Source organism: Pseudomonas sp. HD57-3, from assembly GCF_056113135.1.
In genome coordinates this window covers 1739336-1763726 of sequence record NZ_CM148568.1, presented here as the reverse complement: position 1 = coordinate 1763726, position 24391 = coordinate 1739336, and the positions used below count along the sequence as shown (strand labels likewise).

Below are 24391 nucleotides of genomic sequence, written 5' to 3'. Positions count from 1 at the left end.
ACTTACTTCCCTGTAATAATTGAACGTGAAAGATAGTCACTAACAGATTTAAGCGCTTCAGGAGCACCCCGCAATGCTTCTGTACCCAAATGTATACGGCCATCCCCGCCTGCAAAGTCAAAACTATGCAACTCGACCGTACAATACGCACGCAGACTCCCAAACTCCAAATTCTCCAACTGCTCCTTATTCATTTTCAAAAGATATGCTTTACTCAAACCGCTGACCGAAGCTTTAGATTCTGGCGAATTCAAACCATCACAATTTATCGTCCGTGGTGTTCCATCACGCCGGCGCCAGTCGTGCATAACAAAAGTTCGAACAGAGAATTCATTTTTGATACTGGGTGGAGGCGCGGTAAGCCAAAGTTCAAGGCCTGGATAGTTCTTCAGCTTTACAACCAGATCATCCGGCCAATCCACATGCCGTCCGCCCATATTATGCGGCTCCGTGGTATCCCTTCTGGTGTAAAGTCTGGCGGAAACATTGTAATACGTCCAACTAATGGGTGGTTCTACCCCGTGAGCTTCATATTCCGGAAACAGCTCTTTTCCCGTCCACCAGAATGACCCTGAAAGAAGATCGGCAATACAGGAACCGTCGCTCCTTAATGTCGATCCAAAATGGAATCCGGGAATCTTTGTCCGATCCAGCAGGCTGCCGCCAAGTATCGGGACCTGCTCCATACCCGCCAGCTTCCTGCTGCATTCCCCTTGTTTCTTCTGATAAATCGCCCGCGCTTCTGCGGCCTCCTCCCATCGAATACAGAAATCAACGACCCAATAACAGATCGCTAGTAACACTCCATATTTAATTCCCCTTCTGCACTGGCGGAAAACTTCCTTGTGAGACATCTTAAGCATTTCAAATCTCCATTGTAAAATGACCAATCCCATCACTCGAAACAACTCACCTCATCAACTCCTTAAATACTTCAAAGTAACCGCTTACTCCTTTAACCACATCAAATTCGCTTGCCTTCAACCTCGCCGCATCTTTCATAGACTCAAAACCACCGAAAGACGTTAAAACCCTGCACACTGCCTTGGCGATTTCTTCAGCGTCAAAAAAATCAACAAGTATCCCGCTGATCCCATCTTCGATAACTTCCTGCACGGGAGCGGTATTTGAACCTACGACAACACAGCCAGATGCCATGGCTTCCAACAGAGACCAAGACAAAACAAACGGATATGTCAAATACACGTGAGCGTTTGAAAAATTCAGAATCGATCTGTATGTTTGATAAGGCAACTTCCCAACAAAGTGAACATTGGAAATATCAATATCCACCTCCGCGACCATCTTGCTTCGCCAGTTCGGAAATCCAAAAGGCAGCCGCCCATAACTTACGCCGTCTCCACCTATTACAACAATCTGCGCACTCGGGCACTTTTCCTGAATATAGGGAATGGATCTCATAAAACTATGAAAGCCTCGGTACGGCTCGAGGTTTCTGGCGACATAAGTCACGATAGGCTGACCTGCTCTTAACACGCGCCCACTCGGCAGCGTTACAGACTCGACCTTTTCTGATTCGGCAAATTGAACAATGCCTTCATGAATGACGCGAATTTTAGACTGATATATTTTCGGAAAAAGACCGCGCTGCCATTGTGTAGGTGCAATCCCGGCATCGCACTGCTCAATATTCAGGAGATGCATCGAATTCAAGATTCTAAGCCTTGAAGTCGCGTCCATCGCACTGGGAAATTCAGGATCAAAACCAGAGTCGGCCCCGTGCGCTCGGTAATAGTACTCACAGAAATGAACCAGAGGCACATCGGGATACACATCTTTGACGAATAGCGATTCACCCCACCCAGGATGAGCGAGAACTACATCAGGCCGAAAGCCTGCCTGACTGATCCTCTTCAATATTCGTTGAACTTGTTGCCCGTCCGAAACAGCCTCTTGATATCTGTACAAATAGTTATGAACGCCATTAATCATCTTCCTTGAGGGTCGATATCGAAATAACTTTACCCCGACAATACCTGGCGCTGTATCGCGTCCAATTGCAATGACGTCAAGACGCCTGCGCAATGCTTCCAACGCCACATGACGAAACTGACCGGGAAAATTCTGATGAATGATAAGAAGATTCATATCTGAGCAATAACCCGCGCTTATACACCTCCATGAAATTGAAGTTTTTCAACGTCAACATGTGCATACAAACGCTAACAAATGGTCAGAAATAAAACTGTAGGAGGGTTCCGAGAACCTCCTAGGAGATGGTGCAATCCACACCAACATAAAAAACAGGCACAAAAAAAGCGGCGCTCAATGCGCCGCTTTTTTGCGGGGAGTTACCAGCGGTTGCCGTGCCGGTTGTAATCGCCGCGTCCACTGTGACGGTCGTAGTTGCCACGACCCCGGCGGTCATCCCAGCCACCGCGACGGTGGTCGTCCCAGCGTCCGCGATCATGACCGTGCCAGCGACGGTTCTCGTAGTAGCGCGGAGCCGGTTGGTAGTAACGAGGCGCCGAGTAGTAGCGTGGAGCCGGTTGATAATAGCGTGGCGCTGGCTGGTAATAGCGCGGCGCCGAATAATACGTGCTGCCGCCGGTGTAATAGGTGCCACCGCTGTAATACGAAGGTGCCTGCGATGTGTAGACCTCTGAGCTGTAGTAGCCATCTCCGTAGGAATAAGGGACGCATCCGCCAAGGGAAAAAAGCATCACGGTAAACAGAAGAATTCGGCGATACATGGCGGCCTCCTGGACCGCGGGTAGCCACACCAGCGACGCTGGCAGGCGTCAGTCTTTCATTCGGCGACTGACGAAATATCTGACAGCGTTTTCGGCATCCGGTGCGTTTCTGCAACAACTTGAAACAAGTGATTCATGAAACCTTGTTCATGCAGAACCGCCGTCATTCAGCCGCTGATTAATGGTGCCCACCGTGGTATCCGCCGCCGTGATAACCCCGTCCGTAACCGCCGCGATAGCCATATCCGCCATAGTAATAGCGGGCACCGCCGTAGTAGCGCGGGCCGTAATATCCACCGTAGTAATAGGGCGAGTAATAGCCGGGATAGTAATAGGGCGTGGAGTAAACATCGTAGCCGCCGGCGTAGTAGTAACAACCGGACAGCCCCAGACCGAACACCGCAGCGAACAGTGCTCGACGCAGCATTTTCTTAAGAAGCATGGCGGCCTCCTGAAAGACCTGTGACAGCAGTCGGCACAGACCGGCTGACATCAGGTTTGACTGGCGAACCGCTACCGAGTGCCCACGCCGGACGAGCATCGGATCAGCGGCCATCGCGCTGCATCACGGTGCAAGCGCGCACCAACACAAAGCGCTGCCCTCACCTGCCAACTGAGCCCTGCTACCCGCAAGCCACGTCGCAGACGGCTCGTCGCGACTTGGCACGCCTCTCGCTTTAGCAAACCCGTGCAGGAGTCATCACAGGTTCGCGGCACCACAATTTGCAATGGCTGACTAGGGTTCCGGCTCGCATCTGCGAGTGGCTGGTCCGAGAGTTGGCGACCTCCAGTTGAGGTTACACGGCGGGACAAAAGCCCGGGAGACAAGCCACCGTTCGCGGTGCCGCGTTGCCTTCCTGTCCGCCCTCGATCAACTGGAGAAGCCACCATGTCCCGACTACGTTTACCCGCCCTGCTCGCCGCCGCGTTCGCCGCGCTCGTCAGCACCCAATCCCCCGCCGCGCAGAAAGACCACTTCAGTGTCTGCTGGACGATCTACGCCGGCTGGATGCCATGGGAATACGCCGGTAGCCAGGGCATCGTCGACAAATGGGCGAAGAAGTACGGGATCAAGATCGATGTGGTCCAGCTCAACGACTACGTCGAATCGATCAATCAATACACCGCCGGTCAGTTCGATGGCTGCACCATGACCAACATGGATGCGCTGACCATTCCGGCCGCCGGTGGCGTCGACAGCACCGCGCTGATCGTCAGCGATTTCTCCAACGGCAACGACGGCATCGTCCTCAAGGGTGACGGCAAGAAAGTCGCCGACCTGAAAGGCATGGACGTCAACCTGGTCGAACTGTCGGTCTCGCATTACCTGCTGGCCCGCGCGCTGGACTCGGTCGACCTCACCGAGAAAGACCTGAAAGTGGTCAACACCTCCGACGCCGACATTTCCGCCGCCTTCAACACCGAGCAGGTCAACGCCGTCACCACCTGGAACCCGATGCTCTCGGACATCAAGGCCAAACCCGGCGTGACCGAAGTCTTCAACTCCAGCCAGATCCCCGGCGAAATCATGGACATGATGGTGGTCAACAGCGCCACCCTCAAAGACAACCCGGCGCTGGGCAAGGCGCTGACCGGCGCGTGGTTCGAAGTGGTCGACTTGATGAACGCCAGAAACGCCGCCGGCAAAGCTGCACTTGAGCACATGGCCAAAGCTTCGGGCACCGATCTGGCCGGATTCCAGGCGCAACTGGACACCACCAAACTGTTCGCCACGCCGAAAGAAGCCCTGGCGTTCGCCACCAGCAAGCAACTGCCGGAAACCATGCGCAAAGTTGCCGAGTTCTCGTTCCAGCACGGCTTGCTCGGCGAAGGCGCCAAGGACACCAGTGCCGTCGGCATGTCCTTCGCCAACGGCGTGACCAGCGGTGACACAGGCAATCTCAAGCTGCGTTTCGATCCGACTTACGTGCAGCTGGCCGCCGACGCCAATCTGTGAGCCACGGAGGATTTGGCCATGCGCCTGATCAATCGTCACCCGGATCGACCGAGTCGCCTGCTGCTGGTGATCCTGCCTTTCGCCCTGGTGCTGTTCGCCTACTTCATGGGCTCGGCCGAGAGACTGGCGGACAACCCCAACGACAAACTGCTGCCCAGTGCGGTGCAGATGAGCGATGCGGTCAAACGCCTGGCATTCAATGCCGACAGTCGCACCGGCGAATACCTGCTCTGGCAGGACACCGCGTCGAGCCTCGGACGCCTGGCCATCGGCCTCGGCATCGCGGCGCTGGCCGGGTTGTGCCTGGGCATGGCGGCCGGCACCCTGCCGCTGTTCGGCGCACCGTTGTCGCCGATGCTGACGGTGTTATCGATGGTGCCGCCGCTGGCGATCCTGCCGATTCTGTTCATCGTCTTCGGCCTCGGCGAGCTGTCGAAAGTGATGCTGATCGTGATCGGTATCACCCCGGCGCTCGCCCGTGATCTGGAGCAGCGCGCGCGGGACATTCCGGTCGAACTGCTGATCAAGGCGCAGACCCTCGGCGCCTCGACCTGGACCCTGATGCTGCGCGTGGTTCTGCCGCAACTGTTGCCGCGCCTGCTGATTTCACTGCGGCTGATGCTCGGTTCGGCGTGGCTGTTCCTGATCGCCGCCGAAGCCATCGCTTCCACCGACGGTCTGGGCTACCGGATTTTCCTCGTGCGCCGTTACCTGGCGATGGATGTGATCCTGCCGTACGTGGTGTGGATCACCCTGCTCGCCTGGCTGATGGATTGGGGCCTCAAATACCTGACCCGTCGGGCATTCCCTTGGTATGAGGGGGCGGCCAAATGAGCTTCATCACAGTGAAAAACGTCTGGCAGCAATACGCCGACCAAGTGGTGCTGGAAGGCTTGAACCTCAACGTCAACGAGGGCGAGTTCTGCACGCTGGTCGGTGCTTCGGGTTGTGGCAAGTCGACCTTCCTGCGCCTGCTGCTGGGTCAGGAAACCGCCAGTCGCGGCGAGATTCTGCTCGACGGTCAGCCACTGGCGCGCGAGCCGGATGCGAGCCGTGGCGTGGTGTTCCAGCGCTACTCGGTGTTCCCGCACCTGAGCGTGCTGGACAACGTCGCCCTCGGCCTCGAACTGCCCCGGGCGCCACTGCTCGGGCGTCTGTTCGGCAGCGCCAAACGGGACGCCCGCGAGCAGGCCTCGGCGCTGCTGCAAAAAGTCGGCCTCGGCCATGCGCTGGACAAGTACCCGGCGCAACTGTCCGGCGGCATGCAACAGCGGCTGGCGATCGCCCAGGCGTTGATCATGAAACCGCGCGTGTTGCTGCTCGACGAACCGTTCGGCGCGCTCGATCCGGGCATTCGCAAGGACATGCACGCGCTGCTGCTGGCGCTGTGGCGCGAAACGCAACTGACGGTGTTCATGGTCACCCACGACCTGTCCGAAGGTTTCAGCCTCGGCACCCGCCTGCTGGTGTTCGACAAGGTCCGCCTCGACCCGCATGCTCCCGGTGCCTATGGCGCACGCATCACCTACGACATCCCTTTGAACAGCGACCGCCGCGCCGAACGCGCCGCCGTCGACGCCCTGCCCGCCGCGCTGGCCGGCACGCTTCGTATTGCCTGAGAGGACTGCTCCCATGACTGATTCGACCCAACTGTTTCCACCCTTCGCCGAAGAAACCCTGCCCGGCGGCGGCCACCGCTCCTTCGTCCTGAAACGCGGCCAGTTGCTGCGCCTGACTGACCTGCGCGGCGGTGCCAACGTCAGCCTGACCTTGCTCAACGCCAACGAGAAAACCGAACGCCTGAACCTGCCCGACAGCCTCAAATGCCAACACACCGCCAAGCTGACCGCCGGCCATTGCCTGTACTCGGACATGGGCCGCGTGCTGGCGGCGATCACGGCGGATACCTGCGGCTGGAGCGACAGCCTCGGCGGTGTGCTGTGCGCCGAGGAAGTCGCGGAAAAATACGGTCAGGGCCGCTATCAGGAACTGCGCAACGGCTTCTTTCGCAACGGCACCGACAACCTGCTGGTGGAGCTCGGCAAGTGGGGGCTGGGCCTGTCCGACCTGCTGATGACCCTCAACCTGTTCAGCCGGGTCAACGTCGACGACAGCGGGCGTTTGCACTTCGTCGAGGGCCATTCGCAGGCCGGTGACTACATCGAACTGTATGCACCGATGGACACGCTGGTTGTGCTCACCGCTCTGCAACATCCGCTGGATCCGTCGCCGCAATACGCCCCCAAACCGCTGAAGCTGAGCTGGATGAACGCTGACCCGAGCGTCGCCGAGCACTGCCGTACCTCGCGCCCGGAGAACGAGCGCGGCTTTATCAACACCGACCGTTTGTTCGCCTGAGGATCGTCGCCATGTCAGTTGCTATCGCCACTTCGCAAAAACAACCCGACGCTGCGGTGTACCGCGCCACCATTCCCGCCGGCGAACCCTGGCTGATGGAGGTCAAGGCCGGCCAGACCCTGCGCATCCTCGATCTGGAAGGCAATCAGGCGGTCGACACCTTGTTTTACAGCGCCGCCAATCCCCGTGAGCGCTATGACGTGCAACGCACATTGCGCCGACAAAACAACGTCTACCTGAGCACCGGCAGCGTTTTGTATTCCAACCTCGGCAAACCGATGCTGACCCTGATTGCCGACACCTGCGGCCGCCACGACACCCTCGGTGGTGCCTGCGCGCAAGAGAGCAACACCGTGCGCTACGCCCTGGAAAAACGCTACATGCACAGCTGCCGCGACAACTACCTGCGCGCCTGCGCCCACGACGGGCGCCTGGGCAAAGGTGACATCGGGCCGAACATCAATTTCTTCATGAACGTGCCGGTGACCACCGAGGGCGGCCTGACCTTCGAAGACGGGATTTCCGCCCCCGGCAAATACGTCGACCTGCGCGCGGAGATGGACGTGATCGTGCTGATCTCCAACTGCCCGCAACTGAACAACCCGTGCAACGCCTACAACCCGACACCTGCGGAGCTACTGGTATGGAACTGAAATTCGTCCGTCTGCGCCGCTGGTTGTTTGCCCTGTGCCAGGCGCGCTCAGGCCAGTGCCTGAAAAAGTGAAGTGATTTCGCCGTCGGGGACGACCCTGGCGCCTGAACAAAAACGGCGGGACGGCCCGCCTCCCAGTCGAGCCCGCACCCTGCGCGGGCTCCGGGGGTTTCTCCATGTTCGAAAAAGTCCTGATTGCCAACCGTGGCGCGATTGCCTGCCGCATTCTGCGCACCTTGCGTGAACTGCACGTCGAAGGCGTCGCGGTGTACTCCGAAGCCGATGCCGCCAGCCTGCATATCCTGCAAGCCGAGCAAGCCCACAGCCTCGGCGAAGGCGCAGCGGCCGGCACCTATCTGGCGGTGGACAAGATTCTCGCCATCGCCAAAACCACTGGCGCCACCGCGATCCACCCCGGCTACGGCTTCCTCTCGGAAAACGCCGCGTTCGCCGAAGCCTGCGCAAACCACGGCATTGCCTTCATCGGCCCGACACCGGAACAACTGCGGGTGTTCGGCCTCAAGCACACTGCACGGGCCCTGGCCAAACAGCACGGCGTGCCGATGCTCGAAGGCACCGAACTGCTCGACAGCCTCGACGCCGCGCTGATTGCCGGCGCGCAGGTCGGTTATCCGGTGATGCTCAAAAGCACTGCCGGTGGCGGCGGCATCGGCATGCGTGTGTGCCGTAACGCCAGCGAATTGAGCGAGTCGTTCGAGGCAGTGAAGCGCCTAGGGCAGAACAACTTCAGCGACGCCGGGGTGTTCATCGAGAAGTACATCCAGCGTGCACGGCATCTGGAAGTCCAGGTGTTCGGCGACGGCCACGGCGCGGTGATCGCTCTCGGTGTGCGCGACTGCTCGGTGCAGCGGCGCAATCAGAAAGTCCTCGAAGAAACCCCGGCACCGAACCTGCCCGAAGGCATGGCGGATGAGCTGTGCGCAGCGGCGATCAAACTGGCCAAAGCGGTGAATTACCGCAGCGCCGGCACCGTCGAATTCGTTTTCGACAGCGATGCGCAGCGCTTCTATTTTCTGGAAGTGAACACCCGGTTGCAGGTCGAACACGGCGTTACCGAACAGGTGTGGGGCGTCGATCTGGTGCGCTGGATGATTGAACTGGCGGCGGGAGATCTGCCGCCGCTGGCCGAGTTGTTCGCAGGCCTGCAACCGCAGGGGCATGCGATTCAGGCGCGGCTGTATGCGGAGGATCCGGGGCGCGATTTCCAGCCGAGCCCAGGGCTGCTGACCGCTGTGGAGTTTCCTGCGGCCAACGGCATTCAACTGCGCATCGACACCTGGGTCGAGGCTGGCTGCGAGATCCCGCCCTACTTCGATCCGATGATCGCCAAACTCATCAGCTGGGCGCCGACCCGCGAACAGGCGCGTGCCGATCTGCATCAGGCCCTCGGCGACAGCCTGCTGTACGGCGTGGAAACCAACCGCGACTACTTGCGGCAGATTCTGCTCGATACGCCGTTTGCCAGCGGTCAGCCCTGGACCCGTTGCCTGGAAGGCCTGGTGTACCGGGCCAACACGTTTGAAGTGCTGAGCGCCGGCACCCAGACCAGCGTCCAGGACTACCCCGGCCGCCTCGGCTACTGGGCGGTCGGCGTGCCACCTTCGGGGCCGATGGACAGCCGCGCGTTGCGTCTGGGCAATCGTTTACTGGGCAACGATGAAGGCGTGGCGGCGCTGGAAATCACCATGAGCGGGCCGTTGCTGCGCTTCAATTGCGATGCGGTGGTGGCCGTGACCGGCGCACCGATTGCCCTGACACTCGACGGCCAGCCGCAGGCGATGAACACCGCCCTGCTGATCCCGGCTGGCAGTCAATTGCATCTGGGCAATCTGCCGGGCGCCGGAGCCCGCAGCTACCTTTGCCTGCGTGGCGGTGTGCAAGTGCCGGATTATCTGGGCAGCAAAAGCACCTTCACGCTCGGTCAGTTCGGTGGTCATGGCGGGCGGGCCTTGCGCGCCGGTGACGTGCTGCATGTGCCGGCCTTGAGTGAGCGCAGCGCCGGGCAGACATTGGCGCCCCATCACGTCAGCGAATTACCTGCCGTGCGCCGGATCCGCGTCATCTACGGCCCTCATGGCGCGCCTGAATATTTCACTGAAAACTACATCGGCACCTTTTTCGCCACGCAATGGGAAGTGCATTTCAACTCCAGCCGCACCGGCGTGCGCCTGATCGGGCCGAAACCAGAGTGGGTGCGCGCCGACGGCGGCGAGGCCGGGCTGCATCCGTCGAACATTCACGACAACCCCTACGCCATCGGCGCCGTGGACTTCACCGGCGACATGCCGGTGATCCTCGGCCCGGATGGCCCGAGCCTTGGCGGTTTCGTGTGCCCGGTAACGGTGATCGAAGCGGATCTCTGGCAGCTCGGGCAACTGAAGGCCGGGGACAAGGTGCAGTTTGAGCCGGTCGATCTCAAGACTGCCCGCGATCTCGCCCTGAGATGGGAGACCTGTGGGAGCTGGCCTGCCAGCGATGAAGTTGACGCGGTGTCTGCTCGGGCCTCATCGCTGGCAAGCCAGCTCCCACAGGGTCTGGTTTCGCCTGTGGTTCTGGAGTTGGGTCAAGACGACAAGCGGCTGGTCGGGCGTGTGTCCGGCGATACCCATCTACTGCTGGAAATCGGCGCGCCGGAACTGGATCTGGTCCTGCGCTTTCGCGCCCATGCCCTGATGCAGGCGCTGGAAGGCAAAAACCTGCACGGCGTGATCGACCTGACACCGGGCATTCGTTCTTTGCAGATCCACTACCAGCCCGAACAATTGCCGCTGGCCGATCTGCTCGGCATCGTCGCCGGTGAATGGGATGCGGTGTGCGCCGCCCAGGACCTGCAAGTGCCGTCGCGAATCGTCCACTTGCCCCTGTCGTGGGACGATCCGGCCTGCCAGTTGGCGATCGAGAAATACATGACCACCGTGCGCAAGGACGCGCCGTGGTGCCCGAGCAATCTGGAGTTCATCCGCCGCATCAATGACCTGCCCAACCTCGACGAGGTGCAACGCACGGTGTTCGATGCGAGCTATCTGGTGATGGGCCTCGGTGACGTCTACCTCGGTGCGCCGGTCGCCACACCGCTCGACCCGCGCCATCGGCTGGTGACCACCAAGTACAACCCGGCGCGCACCTGGACCGCCGAGAACTCGGTGGGCATCGGCGGCGCCTACATGTGCGTCTACGGCATGGAAGGCCCGGGCGGTTATCAGTTCGTCGGACGTACCTTGCAGATGTGGAACCGCTATCGCGCGGTAGCCGCGTTCGAAGGCAAACCGTGGCTGCTGCGCTTCTTCGACCAGATCCGTTTCTACCCGGTGAGCGCCGACGAACTGCTGCGCATCCGTCGGGATTTTCCCCTCGGGCGTTTCGACCTGAACATCGAACAGAGCCAGCTCAACCTCGGCGACTATCAAGGGTTTCTCAACCGCGAAGCCGAGAGCATCCACGCCTTTCGCCTGCAACAACAAGCCGCGTTCAACGCCGAACGCGAACGCTGGATCGCCAGCGGCCAGGCGCACTTCGACAGCGAAGAGGCCGTGCCGCAAAGCCACGAAGAAACACCGCTGGCCAGCGGTCAGCAGAGTGTCGACAGCCACATCGCCGGCAACCTGTGGCAGGTCCAGGTCGAGGTCGGGAGTCGCGTCGCGGCCGGTGATGCACTGGTGATTCTGGAGTCGATGAAGATGGAAATCCCCGTGCTCGCGCCACTGCCCGGCGTGGTCCGGGAGATTCGCGTGCAACCCGGTTCGGCGGTACGCGCCGGTCAACGGGTCGTGGTGCTGGAACTCGACTGAACCCATTTTTGCAAAGGATGACCTCATGAACCTGCAACTCGATGCCCTGCGCCAGGCCTACCGCGACGGCCAGACCACACCGCGCAAATTGCTGTTGGCCCTGCGGGAAAAAGCCGCTGCGCTCAATCCCGACTATCACCTGTTTATTCATCTGCTCAGCGTCGAGGAACTGGAACCATACCTCGCCAGCCTCGACGGCCGCGATCCAGAGAGCTTGCCGCTGTATGGCGTGCCGTTCGCGATCAAGGACAACATCGACCTCGCCGGTGTCCCGACCACGGCTGCGTGCCCCGCATTCGCCTACCTTCCCGAACGTTCGGCAACCATCGTCGAGCAGTTGCTGGCGCTGGGGGCGATTCCGCTGGGCAAGACCAACCTCGACCAGTTCGCCACCGGCCTCAATGGCAGCCGCTCGCCGTATGGCGCCTGCCCGAACAGCGTGTTGCCGGAATATCCCTCCGGTGGTTCCAGCGCCGGCTCTTCGCTGGCGGTGGCGCTCGGCGTCGCCAGTTTTGCCCTGGGCACCGACACCGCAGGCTCGGGACGGGTGCCGGCAGCGCTGAACAATCTGCTGGGACTCAAAGCCACCAAAGGCCTGATCTCTACGGCGGGCGTGGTGCCGGCCTGCCGCACACTGGACTGCGTCACGACGTTCACCGCGACCGCACGCGAGGCCAGCCAGTTGCTGGCACTGACCGCCCGCTTCGACCCTCGGGATGAATACAGCCGCAGCAATCCAGCGTGGAATGACGGCTCGGCATTCGGTGCCCCCAAACCCTTCCGGTTTGGCGTACCGCGGGCGCAGGATCTTGAGTTTTTCGGTTGCCCCGAAGGGCCGCTGCTGTTCGGCGATGCCATCGACCGTCTGAAGGCTCTGGGCGGCGAAGCGGTCGAACTGGATCTGTCACCGTTCCTCGAAGCTGCGCGGTTGTTGTACGAAGGGCCATGGGTCGCCGAGCGTTACAGTGTCGCCGGCGAACTGATGGAACAGCGTCCCGAAGCAGTGCTGCCGGTGATCCGCGCGGTGCTGGCCAAGGCCCCCGCAGTGACTGGTGTGCAAGCGTTCCGTGCGCAGTATCGACTGCAAGCGCTCAAAGCCGTTTGCGATCAGGCCCTCGACGGACTCGACTGCGTGCTCACGCCCACCATCGGCCGCCCGGTGACCCTGGCCGAACTGGACGCCGAGCCGGTGCTGCGCAACGCCGAACTGGGTTACTACACCAATTTCATGAACCTGCTGGATTACGCGGCCGTCGCCGTACCCAGTGCGGTCATGGACAACGGTTTGCCATGGGGTGTGACGCTGTTTGGACGGGCGTTCACCGACCAGTATCTGCTGGGCCTGGCGGACGCCTTGCAGCGCCAGCAGAATCCGGCGCTGCCGACACCGGCGAGTCCGGCGCGCAATGACCGGGCGCGCCTGGTGGTCTGCGGCGCGCACCTTGATGGGTTGGCCCTGAACTGGCAGTTGCAGCAACGCGGCGCACGCCTGATCGAAGTCACCCACAGCTCGAAGGACTACAAACTCTACGCGCTGGCCGGCGGCCCACCGCTGCGTCCGGGCATGCTGCGCGTGGCGGAGGGCGGCGTGGCAATCGAGGTGGAAGTCTGGGAGTTGCCAAGCCGCGAGCTCGGTTCATTCCTGACCGGCATCCCGGCCCCCCTCGGGCTGGGCAAGGTACAACTGGCGGACGGCCGCTGGGAGAGCGGTTTCATCTGCGAACCCTACGGCCTGGAAGGTGCGCTCGACATCAGCCATCTGGGTGGCTGGCGCGCCTACCTCGCCAGCCGCGACTGACCCGAAAATCTGGCAAATCGCCGACCTTCTCTGCTGGAGAGGGTCGGTGAGAGAGAGCGGCGTCTGATTACCCGTCATTTCAGGCACAAATCCCGCAGTTTTTTCCCGGCCATCTCACTAGAATGCTGCCATCGGGCCACCGTCGACGGAACTGCCAATGCCGCTCAGATCTGCGTTTTACTCCCAACGTTCGCTGGTATTGACTCTGGTCGCCCTCCTCGGCGCAGGTTTCCTCGCCACCTCGCTGCTCAGCTACTACGCCTCGCGCGCGTCGATCCGCGACAATATCGTCAACACCGAACTGCCGCTGACGTCCGACACGGTGTACTCGGAAATCCAGAAAGACCTTGTCAGACCGATCCTGATTTCCTCGATGATGTCCCGCGACACCTTCATGCGCGACTGGGTGGTGAACGGCGAGAAAGACAGCGACCAGATGACCCGCTACCTCGACGAGGTCATGACCCACTACGGCGCCTACACCGCGTTCTTCATTTCCAACAGCACCCACACCTACTACCACGCCAAGGGCGTGCTCAAGCAGGTGAAGATCGACGAGCCACGCGATGCCTGGTACTTCCGCGTGCGCGACATGAAGGATCCGTACGAGATCAACGTCGACCCGGATCTGGCCAACAAAGACAACATGACCTTCTTCATCAACTACAAGGTCTACGACTACAACGATCGCTTCATCGGTGCCGCCGGCGTAGGGCTGACGGTGGACGCGGTGATCAAGCTGATCGACAAGTACCAGCAGCGCTATCAACGCAGCGTTTACTTCGTCGACACCTTCGGCCGACTGGTCTTGACCGGCGCCGAGGGCGGGCCAGAGGGGGCGCCAGTCGGGAAAAGCCTGAACGACCTCGACAGCATGAAAAGCCTGGTCAGCCAGTTGCCCAAACCCCACAGCGGCAGCTACGAATATTCCGCCCACGGTCAGGGACATTTCCTCAACGTGCGGTTCATTCCGGAGTTGAACTGGTACCTGTTCGTCGACAAACGTGAAGACGGCGCACTCAGCGAAATCCGCCAGTCGCTGTACCTCAATCTGATGATCTGCCTGCTGGTAACGCTGATCGTGCTGGCGCTGGTCAACCGCTTGATCCGCCGCTATCAGGAAAAGATCCACGCCCAGGCCACCCTCGACAGCCTCACCGAACTGCCCAACCGTCGCGGCTTCGACCTGCTCGCCGTGCAAGCGCTGCACGAAGCTCACCGCGAGCCGAAACCGCTGACCGCGCTGTTGCTGGATCTGGACCACTTCAAGGTATTGAACGACACCTACGGACACATGGCCGGCGATCAGGTGCTGATCGGGTTCGCCCGGGATCTGCAAAGTTGCCTTCGGCATTCCGACATCGTTTGCCGTTGGGGCGGTGAGGAATTTATCGTGCTGCTGAAGGACACCGACGGCGAGACCGGTCAGAAGATTGCCGAGAAGATCCGCCAGCACGTCGAACAGCATGAATATGCCTACGACGGTCATACCCTGAATCTGACGGTCAGCATCGGCGCCACCACCCTGCAACGGGATGACACCTTGCACAGCCTGCTGTCCCGGGCCGATCATGCGATGTACCGGGCCAAACAGACCGGCCGTAACCGCACCTGCGTGGAAATGCCTCACTCGACCTATGCCTGACACTCATGAACAAACCTGACCTCTGCCCGGCCTGCGGCGCCCGCAATGACTGCACCCTGGCCGACCCGCGCACCGCCGACCGCGCCTGCTGGTGCTACGGCGTTTCCATCGATCCGGCAGTGCTCGAGGCCCTGCCGGCGGAACTGCGCGACAAGTCCTGCCTGTGCCCGCGTTGCGCCCAGGTCGAGGCGCAACTGCAAGCGGCCAAGCCGTCGATCCCGTAAGATGCGCGCCCCGCTTCCTGCCGATTCCTGATCATGCGCGTCGACCGTTTCCTCAGTAACTTGCCCCGCTACAACCGCAAGCAGGTTCGCCTGTTGCTGGTGGAAAAGCGCGTGCGCATTGACGGAAAAGTCGTCAGCGACCCTCACAGCGAAGTCCTGGAATTCAACCGCGTCGAAGTCGACGACGAAGTGCTGCAAAGCGGCAAACCGGCGCGCTATTTCATGCTGTACAAACCGCAAGGCTGCGTCAGCGCCACCCGCGATCCCGAGCATCCGACCGTGCTCGACCTGATCCACGAGCCGGACAAGGATGACCTGCACATCGCCGGACGCCTGGACTTCAATACCACCGGGCTGATGCTGATCACCAACGATGGCACCTGGTCACGGCGCCTGACCCAGCCGCAGACCAAACTGCCGAAGGTCTATTACGTCGAGACCGAACAGGAAATCGGCCCGGAATATGCGATCAAGTTCGCCGAGGGGATCTACTTCGCCTTTGAGGACCTGACCACCCAACCGGCGCAGCTGCAAGTGCTCGGCCCGCGAACTGCGCGGTTGAGCATCGTCGAAGGTCGTTACCATCAGGTGAAGCGCATGTTCGGCCACTTCAACAACAAAGTGCTGCGCCTGCACCGCGAATCCATGGGCCCGCTGCCGCTCGATCACGCGCTAAAACCGGGCGAGTACCGCGCTTTGCGCACCGAAGAGATTCATTTGTTCTAAGCAGCCGACCGCTCAGCAGAAGTTGTCGAACAATTTACCAACGGCACTTGCGCGATCCGGATCCCCCTGCTTGAATCAGGACGTCGGCCAAATTGTGACCGATGAGTCACACATAACTTCTAAGAAACTTTTTGCCGGTAGACAGCCCTCAAGGGCTGCGCCTCAGCCGGCAGATTGCCCGCCAATAACAATACCCGTCGACCTGCCGTTCCGGATCGACATGGGCTCCAAAATTCCAGGCGTATGCCTACCTGTCACAAAGCTCGTGCAATCTCTATTTGCGCGCATACCCGCTTGCTTGCCAGGAGTCTTATGACATGAGGCCAGAAATCGCTGTGCTGGATATACAGGGTCAGTATCGGGTTTACACGGAGTTCTATCGCGCAGACGCCGCAGAAAAGACCATCATCCTGGTCAACGGCTCGATGGCCACGACTGCGTCGTTTGCACAAACCGTGAAAAATCTGCACCCGCAATTCAACGTGGTCTGCTACGACCAGCCCTACGCGGGCAAGTCGAAAGTCCACAACCGCCACGAGAAACATCTGACGAAGGAAGTCGAAGGTCTGATCCTGCTGGAGCTGATCGATCACTTCGCGGCCGAACACGTGCTGTCGTTCTCCTGGGGTGGCGCCGCGACCATGGTCGCCCTCGCGCATCAGCCTCGGAGAATCGAAAAAGCCGTGATCAGCTCGTTCTCCCCGGTGATCAACGCGCACATGCTCGATTACCTCGAACGCGGCGTCGAATGCCTCGGTCAACGTGACGGCGACCGGGTCGGCCACCTCGTCAACAACACCATCGGCAAACACTTGCCGTCGCTGTTCAAGCGCTTCAACTATCGCCACGTCAGCAGCCTGGCCGAGCACGAATACGGGCAGATGCATTTCCACATCAACGACGTGCTGCACAGCGACCGTCAGTGCTATCTGAACGCGGCGAAGAAAATCAACGTGCCGGTGCTGTTCATGAACGGCGAATGGGACGAATACACCGCCGCCGAAGATGCGCGCCTGTTTGGCAGCCACGTGGCGCAAAGCACCTTCACCACCCTGCAGGCCACCGGGCACTTCCTCGACATGGAACACAAGTCGGCCTGCCGCGACAGTCAGAACGCCCTGCTCGGTTTCCTGAAACCGGCGCAACAGGCCAGCCGAACGCGTTACCAGTTAGTCCAGGATCACCATGCATTGGCCATTTGAAACAGTGTCGTCGCGAGCAAGCCTGCGCGGCTGAGATTTAGCCGTCCTCCAGCCCGCAGCGCTTGCCCGCGATTGACCGATTTCGGCTCTGTTTCAGGACTTTCCGTAGTTCGCGTGCAAAGAAAACTTCAAATCCGTGGCCGAGTCTGGTACAAAGTCAGCCGCTCTGAGCGGGTGTCGTATAATGGCATTACTCCAGCTTCCCAAGCTGATAACGAGGGTTCGATTCCCTTCACCCGCTCCAATCGAATTTATGTCCTGCGTCGTGGTTTGACGGGGGATGAAAAAAACCGGCCTTGATGGCAGGTTTTTTTGTGTCTGGGATTTGAGTTTTCAGTGGCAAATCCAAAGATCGCTACCGTCGAAACAACCCTGCCCCTACTGTTCCTTAGTGATCAGCTTATCGCCGCAAATTCCGCATACGTATGATCCTTCTCCGACGGCGAAGTCAGGTTTAAACCCTCATAAGCAACGCTCCGTATTCAGGCCAAAGAACCTGGTAACCAACCGGCACAGGGATCGACCATGAACGACACAGCTATTCCCGAGGGCTTCACTCCGCTGACCCGCAGCAGTCCGCTGCTCGACTTGCTTGGCCCGATCTATACCAGAGGCAGTGGCTTGCAACTTGAAATCGGTCTGCGGACAGACTCACGACATGCCAACGGACGGGGCACGTTGCATGGCGGTGTATTGGCGACTTTGGCGGATGTCGGCATGGGTTACGCCATGGCATTCTCCAGCGACCCTCCCCTGCCATTGATCACGGCGAGTATGACCCTGGACTATCTCAGCGCGGTGCAGATCAATGAGTGGCTCGAGGTACGCGTTGAGCACTCCAAAAAAGGACGGCAGCTAGCGTTTGCCACTGTTGGGTTGCATGTCGGTGATCGAATGGTTGCCCGTGCCAGCGCGGTGTTCGCGGTGCCGCAGTAGTCCCCCCACCCGAATTCAACCGGTCTTGATGACTGGTTTTTTGTGCCCGTTTCATTTCGCAGCAACGGCCCGCAATACACTCCTGATCCTGCTGAATGATCCCCGCCTAGACTCCTTCGTGAACACCAGCCCCATCAAAGGACGATGACCGCTCGGTGGTTATAGTGTTGATCGATAAAAAATCGTGGGTATAGTACCCACCAAGCACACCACAGGGAGGTGTCGTGAATAGCCGTTTTCTAATTGGCCAGCTCGTCGCAGACGGTTGGTATCTGGTGCGGGTCAGGGGCAGTCATCATCACTTCAAACATCCGACCAAACCTGGTTTGGTCACAGTGCCTCACCCAAAGAAGGATCTGCTCAAGAAAACGGCCATCAGTATTTTGCAGCAGGCGTTGCTTTGACCCGTCAGGTCAATTGCGCCTTGGAGGACGACACATGCTTTACCCGATCGCGATTTCAGTGGGTGATGAAGGACATGCCTGGGGAGTGGAGGTGCCGGATATTCCGGGCTGCTTCTCCGCTGGAGATGATCTGGATGACGCCATGGCGATGGCCCGCGAAGCCATTGAAGGCCATTTCGAGATTCTGGCCGAAGACGGCTCGCCTATCCCGCCAGCCAACAAGGTCACGCTGCATGCTGCCAACCCTAAATACGCCGGCTGCACTTGGGCGGTGGTGGATATCGATGTGACCAAATACCTGGGCAAAGCTCAGAAACTCAACATCACATTGCCGGGCTACCTGCTCAATCGAATCGATGAGTACGTGTTGCACCATCCGGAAGAGAAAAGCCGCTCCGGATTCCTGGCCTCGGCGGCGCTCAAGGTTTTGCAGCAACGTTGAAGCGGATAAAAACCGGTCTTGTAGACCGGTTTTTTCTTGCCCGCTGAAACGTCGCATCGGCGTAGTTAATCTTCGATTCAGCGACGCCGGGATTTAAGACAGCCTCACAATTGCTTGTTTCTACATAAATCTACCGACGTATAACGGGTGTCCCTATATGCCGTTAGGTTTCACTATATTTTCCTCTTATCCGGCTCAGCCTTTCACCTCAACATGATCCAGCGCCTGATTCACCGCCAATTCCCCCAGCATCACCAACTGCGCAATGCCTATCGCGGTTCTGCGGTGGGTGGGGTCGAGGGTGGCGGCGAAGTTGTTGAGCATCTCGGATGCCGAGCCCAGTGATTCGCTGGCGTTGGCCAGCAGGGATTCGGTGTCGTAGGCCGGGTTGGCGAAGTACATCGGGTCGGGCTGGTTGTTCGTGCCCATGACATGGGCGCCGGGGCAGAGGTAGTGATCGAGGGCGCGGTTGGCGGCGTCGTTGAGTTTTCTGGAGTCGACTGAGGTGTAGGGGGATGTTGGGTCGGTTTCGACTTCTGGGGGATTCGGGGTTGGCTTCTTCATAATGGCTTCTTTCTAGTCGATAGGTGGAGCTGACCTACTCGGTTCCAATCGAAGAGGTGGCAGCTGTACGCGAGTTGGAACCCGGGCGAAAAAAGCCAAAAACCCGACAGACTCGAAGTCTCTCGCGCACAGCCGCCATAACAGAGTGCACACCATGAAGGCGGGCAAGCATACGTCATGAAAGCTGCTTTTGCTTTTTTGGGAAGTCGCCGGGGTTCCAATCCCGATCGCCGATTCATCAGCGACCCTCACAGGCTAGAGCCCGCACTTCCGACGGACAACCTGAAAACCGTGTGGGAAGGTTCAGTAAACAAGGCCAACGCTTTAAACATCCCGAATCGAAAAACCGCGTTTACAGATCCCTAACACTCGTTCGGTTCTCACACTCGCCACGACCCGCTAGCATTTCCCCATCGCCCACCACCCTCCCCCTGCGCGGCCATCGACGAATACGCGCCATCACGTTTCGAGGGATTCAAAACCGTGGCTCCCAAGCCACCCAAATCAAATTCAAAAGAGCAGCAAATCCATGACCCAGAACATCTACGACGACCCCGAATTTTTCCAGGGCTACAGCCAGATGAACCGCTCCATCGGCGGCCTCGATGCCGCGCCGGAATGGCCCGCGCTGAAAGCCTTGTTGCCTTCCCTGCACGGTTTGCAGGTAGTGGATCTGGGCTGCGGCTATGGCTGGTTCTGCCGCTGGGCCAGCGAACACGGCGCAGCCGAAGTGCTGGGGCTGGATGTCTCGGAGAAAATGCTCGAACGGGCGAAGGAAACCACCTCGGCCGCGAACATCCGCTACCAACGTGCCGACCTGGAACACCTCGATTTGCCTGCGTGCACTTACGATCTGGCCTACAGCTCACTGGCCCTGCACTACATCAAGGATCTCTCGGGGCTGTTCGCCAACCTGCATTCGGCACTTAAACCCGGCGCGCATTTTGTGTTTTCCATCGAGCACCCGATCTTCATGGCGCCGCGCAATCCGGGTTGGCTGGTCGACAGCGAAGGCAACAAGCGCTGGCCGCTGGACAGTTATCAGATGGAAGGCGAGCGGGTGACCAACTGGCTGGCCGATGGCGTGATCAAGCAGCATCGCACGGTCGGCACGCTACTCAACACGTTGATCGACGCAGGTTTCACGATTCAACACGTCAATGAATGGGGCCCGAGCGATGCCGAAGTGGCCGCGCAACCGGCCCTCGCTGAAGAGCGTGAGCGGCCGATGATGATGCTGATCTCGGTACAGCGCTGACCGCAAAAAAAGGGCCGATCAAATCGGCCCTTTTTCATTTCATCGTGTGGCGACAATGAACAACCGTGGAAACGGCAATAACACCGAACCATCTGCAAGCGCCGGATAAGCCTTCGCGACCTCCGCCAGATATTGCGCCAGATAGTCCGCCCGCTCCGCTTCCGTCAACGGACTGAGGAACGGAATCAAACCACTGCCCTTGAACCACTCAACGACACCCGAGGCCCCGCCCGCCAACTGATGGTGATACGTGGTGCGCCACACATCGACCCGCGCGCAATGCGGCCGCAGCATCGAGAAATAGGCACTGGCATCCGCCATTTCGGTTCGCTGCCCCGCCGCGCCCGCCAGTTTGCTGGCCCACGGCCCATTGGCCGCCACTTCACGCATCAACCGATGGGACGGCTCGTTGAGGTTGTCCGGCATCTGAATCGCCAGACTGCCGCCCTGCGCCAGCTTGCCCGCCAGCGCCGGCAGCAACGTCGCGTGATCCGGCACCCACTGCAAAACGGCGTTGGCAAAAATCACATCGAACGGCCCTTCATCGGCCCATTTATCGATGTCCGCCACCTCGAACTGCAACTGCGGCAGACGCTTGCGCGCGGCATCGATCATGTCCGGCGAACTGTCGAGCCCCTGCACTTTCGCCCCCGGAAATCGCTCCACCAACAACTCGGTCGAGTTGCCGGGGCCACATCCGATATCGACCACAGAACGCGCCTCCGGCGTGGGAATCGCCGCCAGCAGGTCGCGGGCCGGGCGGGTGCGTTCATCTTCGAAAGTGACGTATTGCTTGGCGGACCAGGTCATTGCGTTCTCCTGTCTTGGACGTTCTGGCGAAACGTGGAAAAGCGGCTGCCGTCACGATACAGCGATCGTGTTTATCTGCCTTCCCCTACGTAGGTCCGATATCGCCGGGAACGCTGTCTTCGGCCGTGCCTACAGGGACTCAGAAAACTGTAAGTAGAATTTTCCGCCCACCCCCGATGTCTGAATTTCAAGCTCCCCCCACAAGGAACACGGCCATGAAATTCGCAAAGATCTCCCAGACGCTCGCCCTCTGGGCCGGCAGCCCCAAGACGTTCATGGGGGCGTTGATTCTGATCGGGCTCTGGGGGTTGAGCGGGCCGATTTTCGATTACAACGACACGTGGCAACTGATCATCAACACCTCGACCACGATCATCACGTTCCTGATGGTGTTCCTGATCCAGAACACCCAGAACCGCGACACCGACATCCTGCATTTGAAACTCGATGAACTGCTGCGGGTGAACAAGGAGGCGCAGAACGCGATGCTCGGGCTGGAGTCGCTGGATCTCAAGCAGCTGGAAGCGCTGCGTCGGCATTACCGGGCGATGGGCGAGAACGAGGTGTTTGACCTGGAAGGTTTGGGGGACAAAAGCAAGCCGAAGCAGGATCTGAATGAATGCTGACAGGCAAAAAAAACGGCGCTAAAAAAGCGCCGTTTTCATTGCCACGGATTTAGCGGCTTGCCTGAAGCGCCCGAGCCATTTCCAGATGACTCTGGAGTTTCGGCAGGGTCTCGTCGGCAAACGCCTTGATCTCCGGCACGTCGGTAGTTTGAGCTTCCTGCTGGATCTGTTCGATGGCTTCTTCCGTGGCTTTGACCTGACTTGCGGCGTAGGCCTGATCGAAGCTCGCGCCCTCTTTGACTTCCGGCATCAACGCCTTGGCCTTGTCGGCGACTTCTTCGCGGGGTGCCACCGGCAGGTCCAGTTTCTTGGCGATTTTCGCCAGGTGCTGGTTGGCGGTGGTGCGGTCGTTGATGACAACGATGGTGTAATCCTTGACCTCTTTGGACTCGGCCTTGCTGTGCGCCAGACGACTGGCCTCGATGTCGGCCATGCCTTTGGCCGAGGCTTCGTTTATGAAGTCGGCGGGCGACTGGGCAAACGCGCTGCTGGCGAACAACCCCAGCAGGCTGACAAAACTGATGTGGCGTACTCGGGTGGCCATCCGGCTCATGGTCGCGCCCTCCTTCTCTCGAAATTCAAGCGGGAGCTTGCGCCCCCGCCTCTCAATCAAAACAACCTTCGCCGACTACTTCGATTTCTGAGCAGGCTTGCGGCCCATGTCGGTTTTAGGCTCTTTGTCGACAGTCGTGGTGGTGGTTTTCCCACCTTTGCGACCGGCTTCAGACGCCTTCGTTCGATCGTTGGCGAAGTTTCCCGAGTTCGAGTTTCTTGAGTTAGGCATGATTCTCTACCTCTTGGCATTGATCGTTAGCGAGCAGGTGCCCGCGTAGATTGAGAATTTCCTGACCGCCAAAGGTTTAGAAAAGTTGCCGTCGCCGCGACGAACGGTGGCCCGCCAATCAGCTGTCCAGCCGCCGATGATTCTGACGTTTGGCGGTGTACATGGCCTGGTCGGCGTGACGGAACAGTTGCTGTTCCTCGTCACCATGCTCGGGATAGCGGGCCACGCCGATGCTCGGTTCGATGTGCAGGTTATTCCCGTCCAAGCGCATGGGTTGCACCAGTACCTGTCGGATTTTTTCCGCCACGCTGTCGGCATCGTCGGCGGCGTGGACGCTGTGCAGCAGTACCACGAACTCGTCGCCGCCGATCCGCGCCACGGTGTCGGTTTCGCGCACGCAGCCTTTGAGCCGGTTGGCCACCGTCTGCAACAGCATGTCGCCAACCCCATGGCCAAAGGTGTCGTTGACCTGCTTGAAGCGATCCAGATCGACATACAGCAGCGCCATGTGCCCGGACTGTTCCCGCGCATGGCTCAGTGCAGCCTTGAGCCGGTCGCGCAGCAGTTCGCGGTTGGGCAACTGGGTCAGTTGATCGTATTGCGCCATGCGTCGCAAGCGGGCGTGCAATTGCTGGCGTTCGATGGCGGTGGCGACCTGGGCGCAGACGTATTGCAGCAGTTCCTTGTCGCGTTCGGTGTAGCGCTCGCCGCCGGGCAGGCTTTTGACGATCAGTGCGCCGATGGTGCGGTCTTTCGAACTCAGCGGCACGCCGAGCCAGCACGGCGATTGCTGGCCGACCACCAGCGCGGCGAACTCCGGCGGCGCGTGGGGGCAATCCGGGGTCAGGAGGATTGGCTGACCGCTGCGGATCACCTCGGCGCACAGGCGGCCGGTGATGGTGCCGGGTTGCTCCGGTTGCAACTCGTCATCGTCGACGTGATAGGGAAAATTCAGCTGCGCGCAGTGTTCGTCGTACAGCGCCACGGAGAAATTCAACGCCGGCAGCCACTCGCCGATGATCATGTGAATGCGCTTGAACAGCGCCAGCAGATCCTCCGCCGCATGGGCCGCTTCGGAGATCGCGTACAGCGCCGCCTGACGGGATTCGGCGAGTTTGCGCTCGGTGATGTCCCGGGCCACGGCAATGCGCAGTTGATCGACTTCCGACCAGCGCGCCGACCAAAGGATATGCACGACGCTGCCGTCCTTGCGCACGTAGCGGTTTTCGAAATTGTGCTTGGGCTCGCCGCCCATGATGTCGCTCGCGGCGGCCAGGGTGCGCTCACGGTCGGCCGGGTAGACGTAGTCGATCATCGACTGGCCGATCATTTCGTCAGGCGTGTAGCCGAGAATTCGCTCGCAGGCCGCGCTGACAAAAACGAAACGACCTTGCTTGTCGACCGCGCAGACGGCGTCCAGCAACAGATCGATGTAACTCGCCAGCGGCGCGGAATTTCGGCTTTCCATGGTTCAGCGTGGGT

At 59.8% G+C, this 24391-nt stretch carries 25 protein-coding genes, 1 tRNA gene and 1 riboswitch; of the genes, 17 read left to right on the top strand and 9 right to left on the bottom strand.

Annotated elements, in window-relative coordinates:
• Positions 1-2 precede the first annotated feature (2 nt).
• The 4 genes from AC0R79_RS07965 to AC0R79_RS07950 form a co-directional block, all read right to left on the bottom strand.
• The gene (locus tag AC0R79_RS07965) at positions 3-863 is read right to left on the bottom strand and encodes a hypothetical protein (protein WP_474734001.1); all 861 of its coding nucleotides are present in this window, start codon (positions 861-863) and stop codon (positions 3-5) included.
• A 46-nt stretch (positions 864-909) separates the two neighbouring features.
• Positions 910-2109: a glycosyltransferase family 4 protein gene (locus AC0R79_RS07960; protein WP_474733999.1), complete on the bottom strand. Its 1200-nt coding sequence runs from the start codon at positions 2107-2109 to the stop codon at positions 910-912.
• Positions 2110-2312: 203 nt separating this feature from the next.
• Positions 2313-2714, bottom strand: coding sequence for a hypothetical protein (locus AC0R79_RS07955; RefSeq protein ID WP_064594097.1), 402 nt, complete (start codon positions 2712-2714; stop codon positions 2313-2315).
• A gap of 178 nt (positions 2715-2892) precedes the next feature.
• A complete protein-coding gene (locus tag AC0R79_RS07950; RefSeq protein ID WP_221535256.1) occupies positions 2893-3156 on the bottom strand; it encodes a hypothetical protein in 264 nt (87 codons plus the stop codon).
• A 283-nt stretch (positions 3157-3439) separates the two neighbouring features.
• Positions 3440-3540, top strand: a riboswitch (guanidine-I (ykkC/yxkD leader).
• Between the two features lie 63 nt (positions 3541-3603).
• On the opposite strand from AC0R79_RS07950, the gene AC0R79_RS07945 reads away from it, so the two are divergent.
• From AC0R79_RS07945 to AC0R79_RS07875, 15 genes are all read left to right on the top strand, one after another.
• Complete coding sequence (locus AC0R79_RS07945; RefSeq protein ID WP_127797190.1) at positions 3604-4671, top strand: putative urea ABC transporter substrate-binding protein; 1068 nt, start codon at positions 3604-3606, stop codon at positions 4669-4671.
• 18 nt (positions 4672-4689) lie between these two features.
• Positions 4690-5505, top strand: coding sequence for an ABC transporter permease (locus AC0R79_RS07940; RefSeq protein WP_102685956.1), 816 nt, complete (start codon positions 4690-4692; stop codon positions 5503-5505).
• Positions 5502-6290, top strand: a complete 789-nt coding sequence (locus AC0R79_RS07935) for an ABC transporter ATP-binding protein (RefSeq protein ID WP_127797189.1) — start codon at positions 5502-5504, stop codon at positions 6288-6290. Before AC0R79_RS07940 ends, AC0R79_RS07935 begins: the two co-directional genes overlap by 4 nt.
• 13 nt (positions 6291-6303) lie before the next feature.
• On the top strand, positions 6304-7029 hold the full coding sequence (locus tag AC0R79_RS07930; RefSeq protein ID WP_127797188.1) for an urea amidolyase associated protein UAAP1: 726 nt from the start codon (positions 6304-6306) through the stop codon (positions 7027-7029).
• 11 nt (positions 7030-7040) lie between these two features.
• Positions 7041-7682, top strand: a complete 642-nt coding sequence (locus AC0R79_RS07925; RefSeq protein WP_474733996.1) for an urea amidolyase associated protein UAAP2 — start codon at positions 7041-7043, stop codon at positions 7680-7682.
• A 175-nt stretch (positions 7683-7857) separates the two neighbouring features.
• Positions 7858-11490, top strand: a complete 3633-nt coding sequence (gene uca / locus AC0R79_RS07920) for an urea carboxylase (RefSeq protein WP_474733994.1) — start codon at positions 7858-7860, stop codon at positions 11488-11490.
• A 25-nt stretch (positions 11491-11515) separates the two neighbouring features.
• Complete coding sequence (gene atzF / locus AC0R79_RS07915; RefSeq protein ID WP_474733993.1) at positions 11516-13288, top strand: allophanate hydrolase; 1773 nt, start codon at positions 11516-11518, stop codon at positions 13286-13288.
• A gap of 157 nt (positions 13289-13445) precedes the next feature.
• On the top strand, positions 13446-14933 hold the full coding sequence (locus tag AC0R79_RS07910; RefSeq protein ID WP_127797185.1) for a sensor domain-containing diguanylate cyclase: 1488 nt from the start codon (positions 13446-13448) through the stop codon (positions 14931-14933).
• 5 nt (positions 14934-14938) lie between these two features.
• A complete protein-coding gene (locus tag AC0R79_RS07905; protein WP_007957955.1) occupies positions 14939-15157 on the top strand; it encodes a cysteine-rich CWC family protein in 219 nt (72 codons plus the stop codon).
• Between the two features lie 33 nt (positions 15158-15190).
• Complete coding sequence (locus AC0R79_RS07900) at positions 15191-15883, top strand: pseudouridine synthase (RefSeq protein ID WP_474733990.1); 693 nt, start codon at positions 15191-15193, stop codon at positions 15881-15883.
• A gap of 317 nt (positions 15884-16200) precedes the next feature.
• Complete coding sequence (locus AC0R79_RS07895) at positions 16201-17085, top strand: alpha/beta fold hydrolase (RefSeq protein WP_085605494.1); 885 nt, start codon at positions 16201-16203, stop codon at positions 17083-17085.
• A gap of 170 nt (positions 17086-17255) precedes the next feature.
• Positions 17256-17329: transfer RNA gene (locus AC0R79_RS07890), tRNA-Gly, on the top strand.
• Positions 17330-17610: 281 nt separating this feature from the next.
• The gene (locus AC0R79_RS07885; RefSeq protein ID WP_039772722.1) at positions 17611-18021 is read left to right on the top strand and encodes a PaaI family thioesterase; all 411 of its coding nucleotides are present in this window, start codon (positions 17611-17613) and stop codon (positions 18019-18021) included.
• 224 nt (positions 18022-18245) lie between these two features.
• Positions 18246-18425 (top strand): type II toxin-antitoxin system HicA family toxin, encoded by a 180-nt coding sequence (locus AC0R79_RS07880; protein ID WP_007957952.1) that lies wholly within the window; start codon positions 18246-18248, stop codon positions 18423-18425.
• A gap of 34 nt (positions 18426-18459) precedes the next feature.
• Positions 18460-18867 carry a type II toxin-antitoxin system HicB family antitoxin gene (locus tag AC0R79_RS07875; RefSeq protein ID WP_007957951.1) on the top strand — a complete coding sequence of 136 codons (408 nt, stop codon included), beginning with the start codon at positions 18460-18462 and terminating at the stop codon, positions 18865-18867.
• Between the two features lie 195 nt (positions 18868-19062).
• On the opposite strand, the gene AC0R79_RS07870 is transcribed toward AC0R79_RS07875, so the two are convergent.
• Positions 19063-19431: a DUF6124 family protein gene (locus tag AC0R79_RS07870; protein ID WP_474733988.1), complete on the bottom strand. Its 369-nt coding sequence runs from the start codon at positions 19429-19431 to the stop codon at positions 19063-19065.
• 529 nt (positions 19432-19960) lie between these two features.
• Between AC0R79_RS07870 and AC0R79_RS07865 the strand changes: the two genes are divergently transcribed.
• Entirely contained in the window at positions 19961-20689 is a 729-nt protein-coding gene (locus AC0R79_RS07865) for a class I SAM-dependent methyltransferase (protein ID WP_474733986.1), read from the top strand.
• Between the two features lie 39 nt (positions 20690-20728).
• On the opposite strand, the gene tam is transcribed toward AC0R79_RS07865, so the two are convergent.
• Positions 20729-21499: a trans-aconitate 2-methyltransferase gene (gene tam, locus AC0R79_RS07860; protein ID WP_127797181.1), complete on the bottom strand. Its 771-nt coding sequence runs from the start codon at positions 21497-21499 to the stop codon at positions 20729-20731.
• A gap of 215 nt (positions 21500-21714) precedes the next feature.
• On the opposite strand from tam, the gene AC0R79_RS07855 reads away from it, so the two are divergent.
• A complete protein-coding gene (locus tag AC0R79_RS07855; RefSeq protein ID WP_011332870.1) occupies positions 21715-22125 on the top strand; it encodes a low affinity iron permease family protein in 411 nt (136 codons plus the stop codon).
• A 49-nt stretch (positions 22126-22174) separates the two neighbouring features.
• Here the strand turns inward: AC0R79_RS07855 and AC0R79_RS07850 are convergent, their stop codons facing one another.
• From AC0R79_RS07850 to AC0R79_RS07840, 3 genes are all read right to left on the bottom strand, one after another.
• Positions 22175-22678, bottom strand: a complete 504-nt coding sequence (locus tag AC0R79_RS07850) for a DUF4142 domain-containing protein (protein WP_039772728.1) — start codon at positions 22676-22678, stop codon at positions 22175-22177.
• Between the two features lie 75 nt (positions 22679-22753).
• Positions 22754-22909 carry a KGG domain-containing protein gene (locus AC0R79_RS07845; RefSeq protein ID WP_077045875.1) on the bottom strand — a complete coding sequence of 52 codons (156 nt, stop codon included), beginning with the start codon at positions 22907-22909 and terminating at the stop codon, positions 22754-22756.
• 118 nt (positions 22910-23027) lie between these two features.
• Positions 23028-24377 carry a sensor domain-containing protein gene (locus tag AC0R79_RS07840; RefSeq protein ID WP_474733984.1) on the bottom strand — a complete coding sequence of 450 codons (1350 nt, stop codon included), beginning with the start codon at positions 24375-24377 and terminating at the stop codon, positions 23028-23030.
• Positions 24378-24391: the final 14 nt, after the last annotated feature.

What these genes read in the sequence shown, in the direction of transcription:
- AC0R79_RS07965 (WP_474734001.1), bottom strand. Translation starts at nt 863, where the DNA reads ATGCTTAAGATGTCTCACAAGGAAGTTTTCCGCCAGTGCAGAAGGGGA.
- AC0R79_RS07960 (WP_474733999.1), bottom strand. Translation starts at nt 2,109, where the DNA reads ATGAATCTTCTTATCATTCATCAGAATTTTCCCGGTCAGTTTCGTCAT.
- AC0R79_RS07955 (WP_064594097.1), bottom strand. Translation starts at nt 2,714, where the DNA reads ATGTATCGCCGAATTCTTCTGTTTACCGTGATGCTTTTTTCCCTTGGC.
- AC0R79_RS07950 (WP_221535256.1), bottom strand. Translation starts at nt 3,156, where the DNA reads ATGCTTCTTAAGAAAATGCTGCGTCGAGCACTGTTCGCTGCGGTGTTC.
- AC0R79_RS07945 (WP_127797190.1), top strand. Translation starts at nt 3,604, where the DNA reads ATGTCCCGACTACGTTTACCCGCCCTGCTCGCCGCCGCGTTCGCCGCG.
- AC0R79_RS07940 (WP_102685956.1), top strand. Translation starts at nt 4,690, where the DNA reads ATGCGCCTGATCAATCGTCACCCGGATCGACCGAGTCGCCTGCTGCTG.
- AC0R79_RS07935 (WP_127797189.1), top strand. Translation starts at nt 5,502, where the DNA reads ATGAGCTTCATCACAGTGAAAAACGTCTGGCAGCAATACGCCGACCAA.
- AC0R79_RS07930 (WP_127797188.1), top strand. Translation starts at nt 6,304, where the DNA reads ATGACTGATTCGACCCAACTGTTTCCACCCTTCGCCGAAGAAACCCTG.
- AC0R79_RS07925 (WP_474733996.1), top strand. Translation starts at nt 7,041, where the DNA reads ATGTCAGTTGCTATCGCCACTTCGCAAAAACAACCCGACGCTGCGGTG.
- uca (WP_474733994.1), top strand. Translation starts at nt 7,858, where the DNA reads ATGTTCGAAAAAGTCCTGATTGCCAACCGTGGCGCGATTGCCTGCCGC.
- atzF (WP_474733993.1), top strand. Translation starts at nt 11,516, where the DNA reads ATGAACCTGCAACTCGATGCCCTGCGCCAGGCCTACCGCGACGGCCAG.
- AC0R79_RS07910 (WP_127797185.1), top strand. Translation starts at nt 13,446, where the DNA reads ATGCCGCTCAGATCTGCGTTTTACTCCCAACGTTCGCTGGTATTGACT.
- AC0R79_RS07905 (WP_007957955.1), top strand. Translation starts at nt 14,939, where the DNA reads ATGAACAAACCTGACCTCTGCCCGGCCTGCGGCGCCCGCAATGACTGC.
- AC0R79_RS07900 (WP_474733990.1), top strand. Translation starts at nt 15,191, where the DNA reads ATGCGCGTCGACCGTTTCCTCAGTAACTTGCCCCGCTACAACCGCAAG.
- AC0R79_RS07895 (WP_085605494.1), top strand. Translation starts at nt 16,201, where the DNA reads ATGAGGCCAGAAATCGCTGTGCTGGATATACAGGGTCAGTATCGGGTT.
- AC0R79_RS07885 (WP_039772722.1), top strand. Translation starts at nt 17,611, where the DNA reads ATGAACGACACAGCTATTCCCGAGGGCTTCACTCCGCTGACCCGCAGC.
- AC0R79_RS07875 (WP_007957951.1), top strand. Translation starts at nt 18,460, where the DNA reads ATGCTTTACCCGATCGCGATTTCAGTGGGTGATGAAGGACATGCCTGG.
- AC0R79_RS07870 (WP_474733988.1), bottom strand. Translation starts at nt 19,431, where the DNA reads ATGAAGAAGCCAACCCCGAATCCCCCAGAAGTCGAAACCGACCCAACA.
- AC0R79_RS07865 (WP_474733986.1), top strand. Translation starts at nt 19,961, where the DNA reads ATGACCCAGAACATCTACGACGACCCCGAATTTTTCCAGGGCTACAGC.
- tam (WP_127797181.1), bottom strand. Translation starts at nt 21,499, where the DNA reads ATGACCTGGTCCGCCAAGCAATACGTCACTTTCGAAGATGAACGCACC.
- AC0R79_RS07855 (WP_011332870.1), top strand. Translation starts at nt 21,715, where the DNA reads ATGAAATTCGCAAAGATCTCCCAGACGCTCGCCCTCTGGGCCGGCAGC.
- AC0R79_RS07850 (WP_039772728.1), bottom strand. Translation starts at nt 22,678, where the DNA reads ATGAGCCGGATGGCCACCCGAGTACGCCACATCAGTTTTGTCAGCCTG.
- AC0R79_RS07845 (WP_077045875.1), bottom strand. Translation starts at nt 22,909, where the DNA reads ATGCCTAACTCAAGAAACTCGAACTCGGGAAACTTCGCCAACGATCGA.
- AC0R79_RS07840 (WP_474733984.1), bottom strand. Translation starts at nt 24,377, where the DNA reads ATGGAAAGCCGAAATTCCGCGCCGCTGGCGAGTTACATCGATCTGTTG.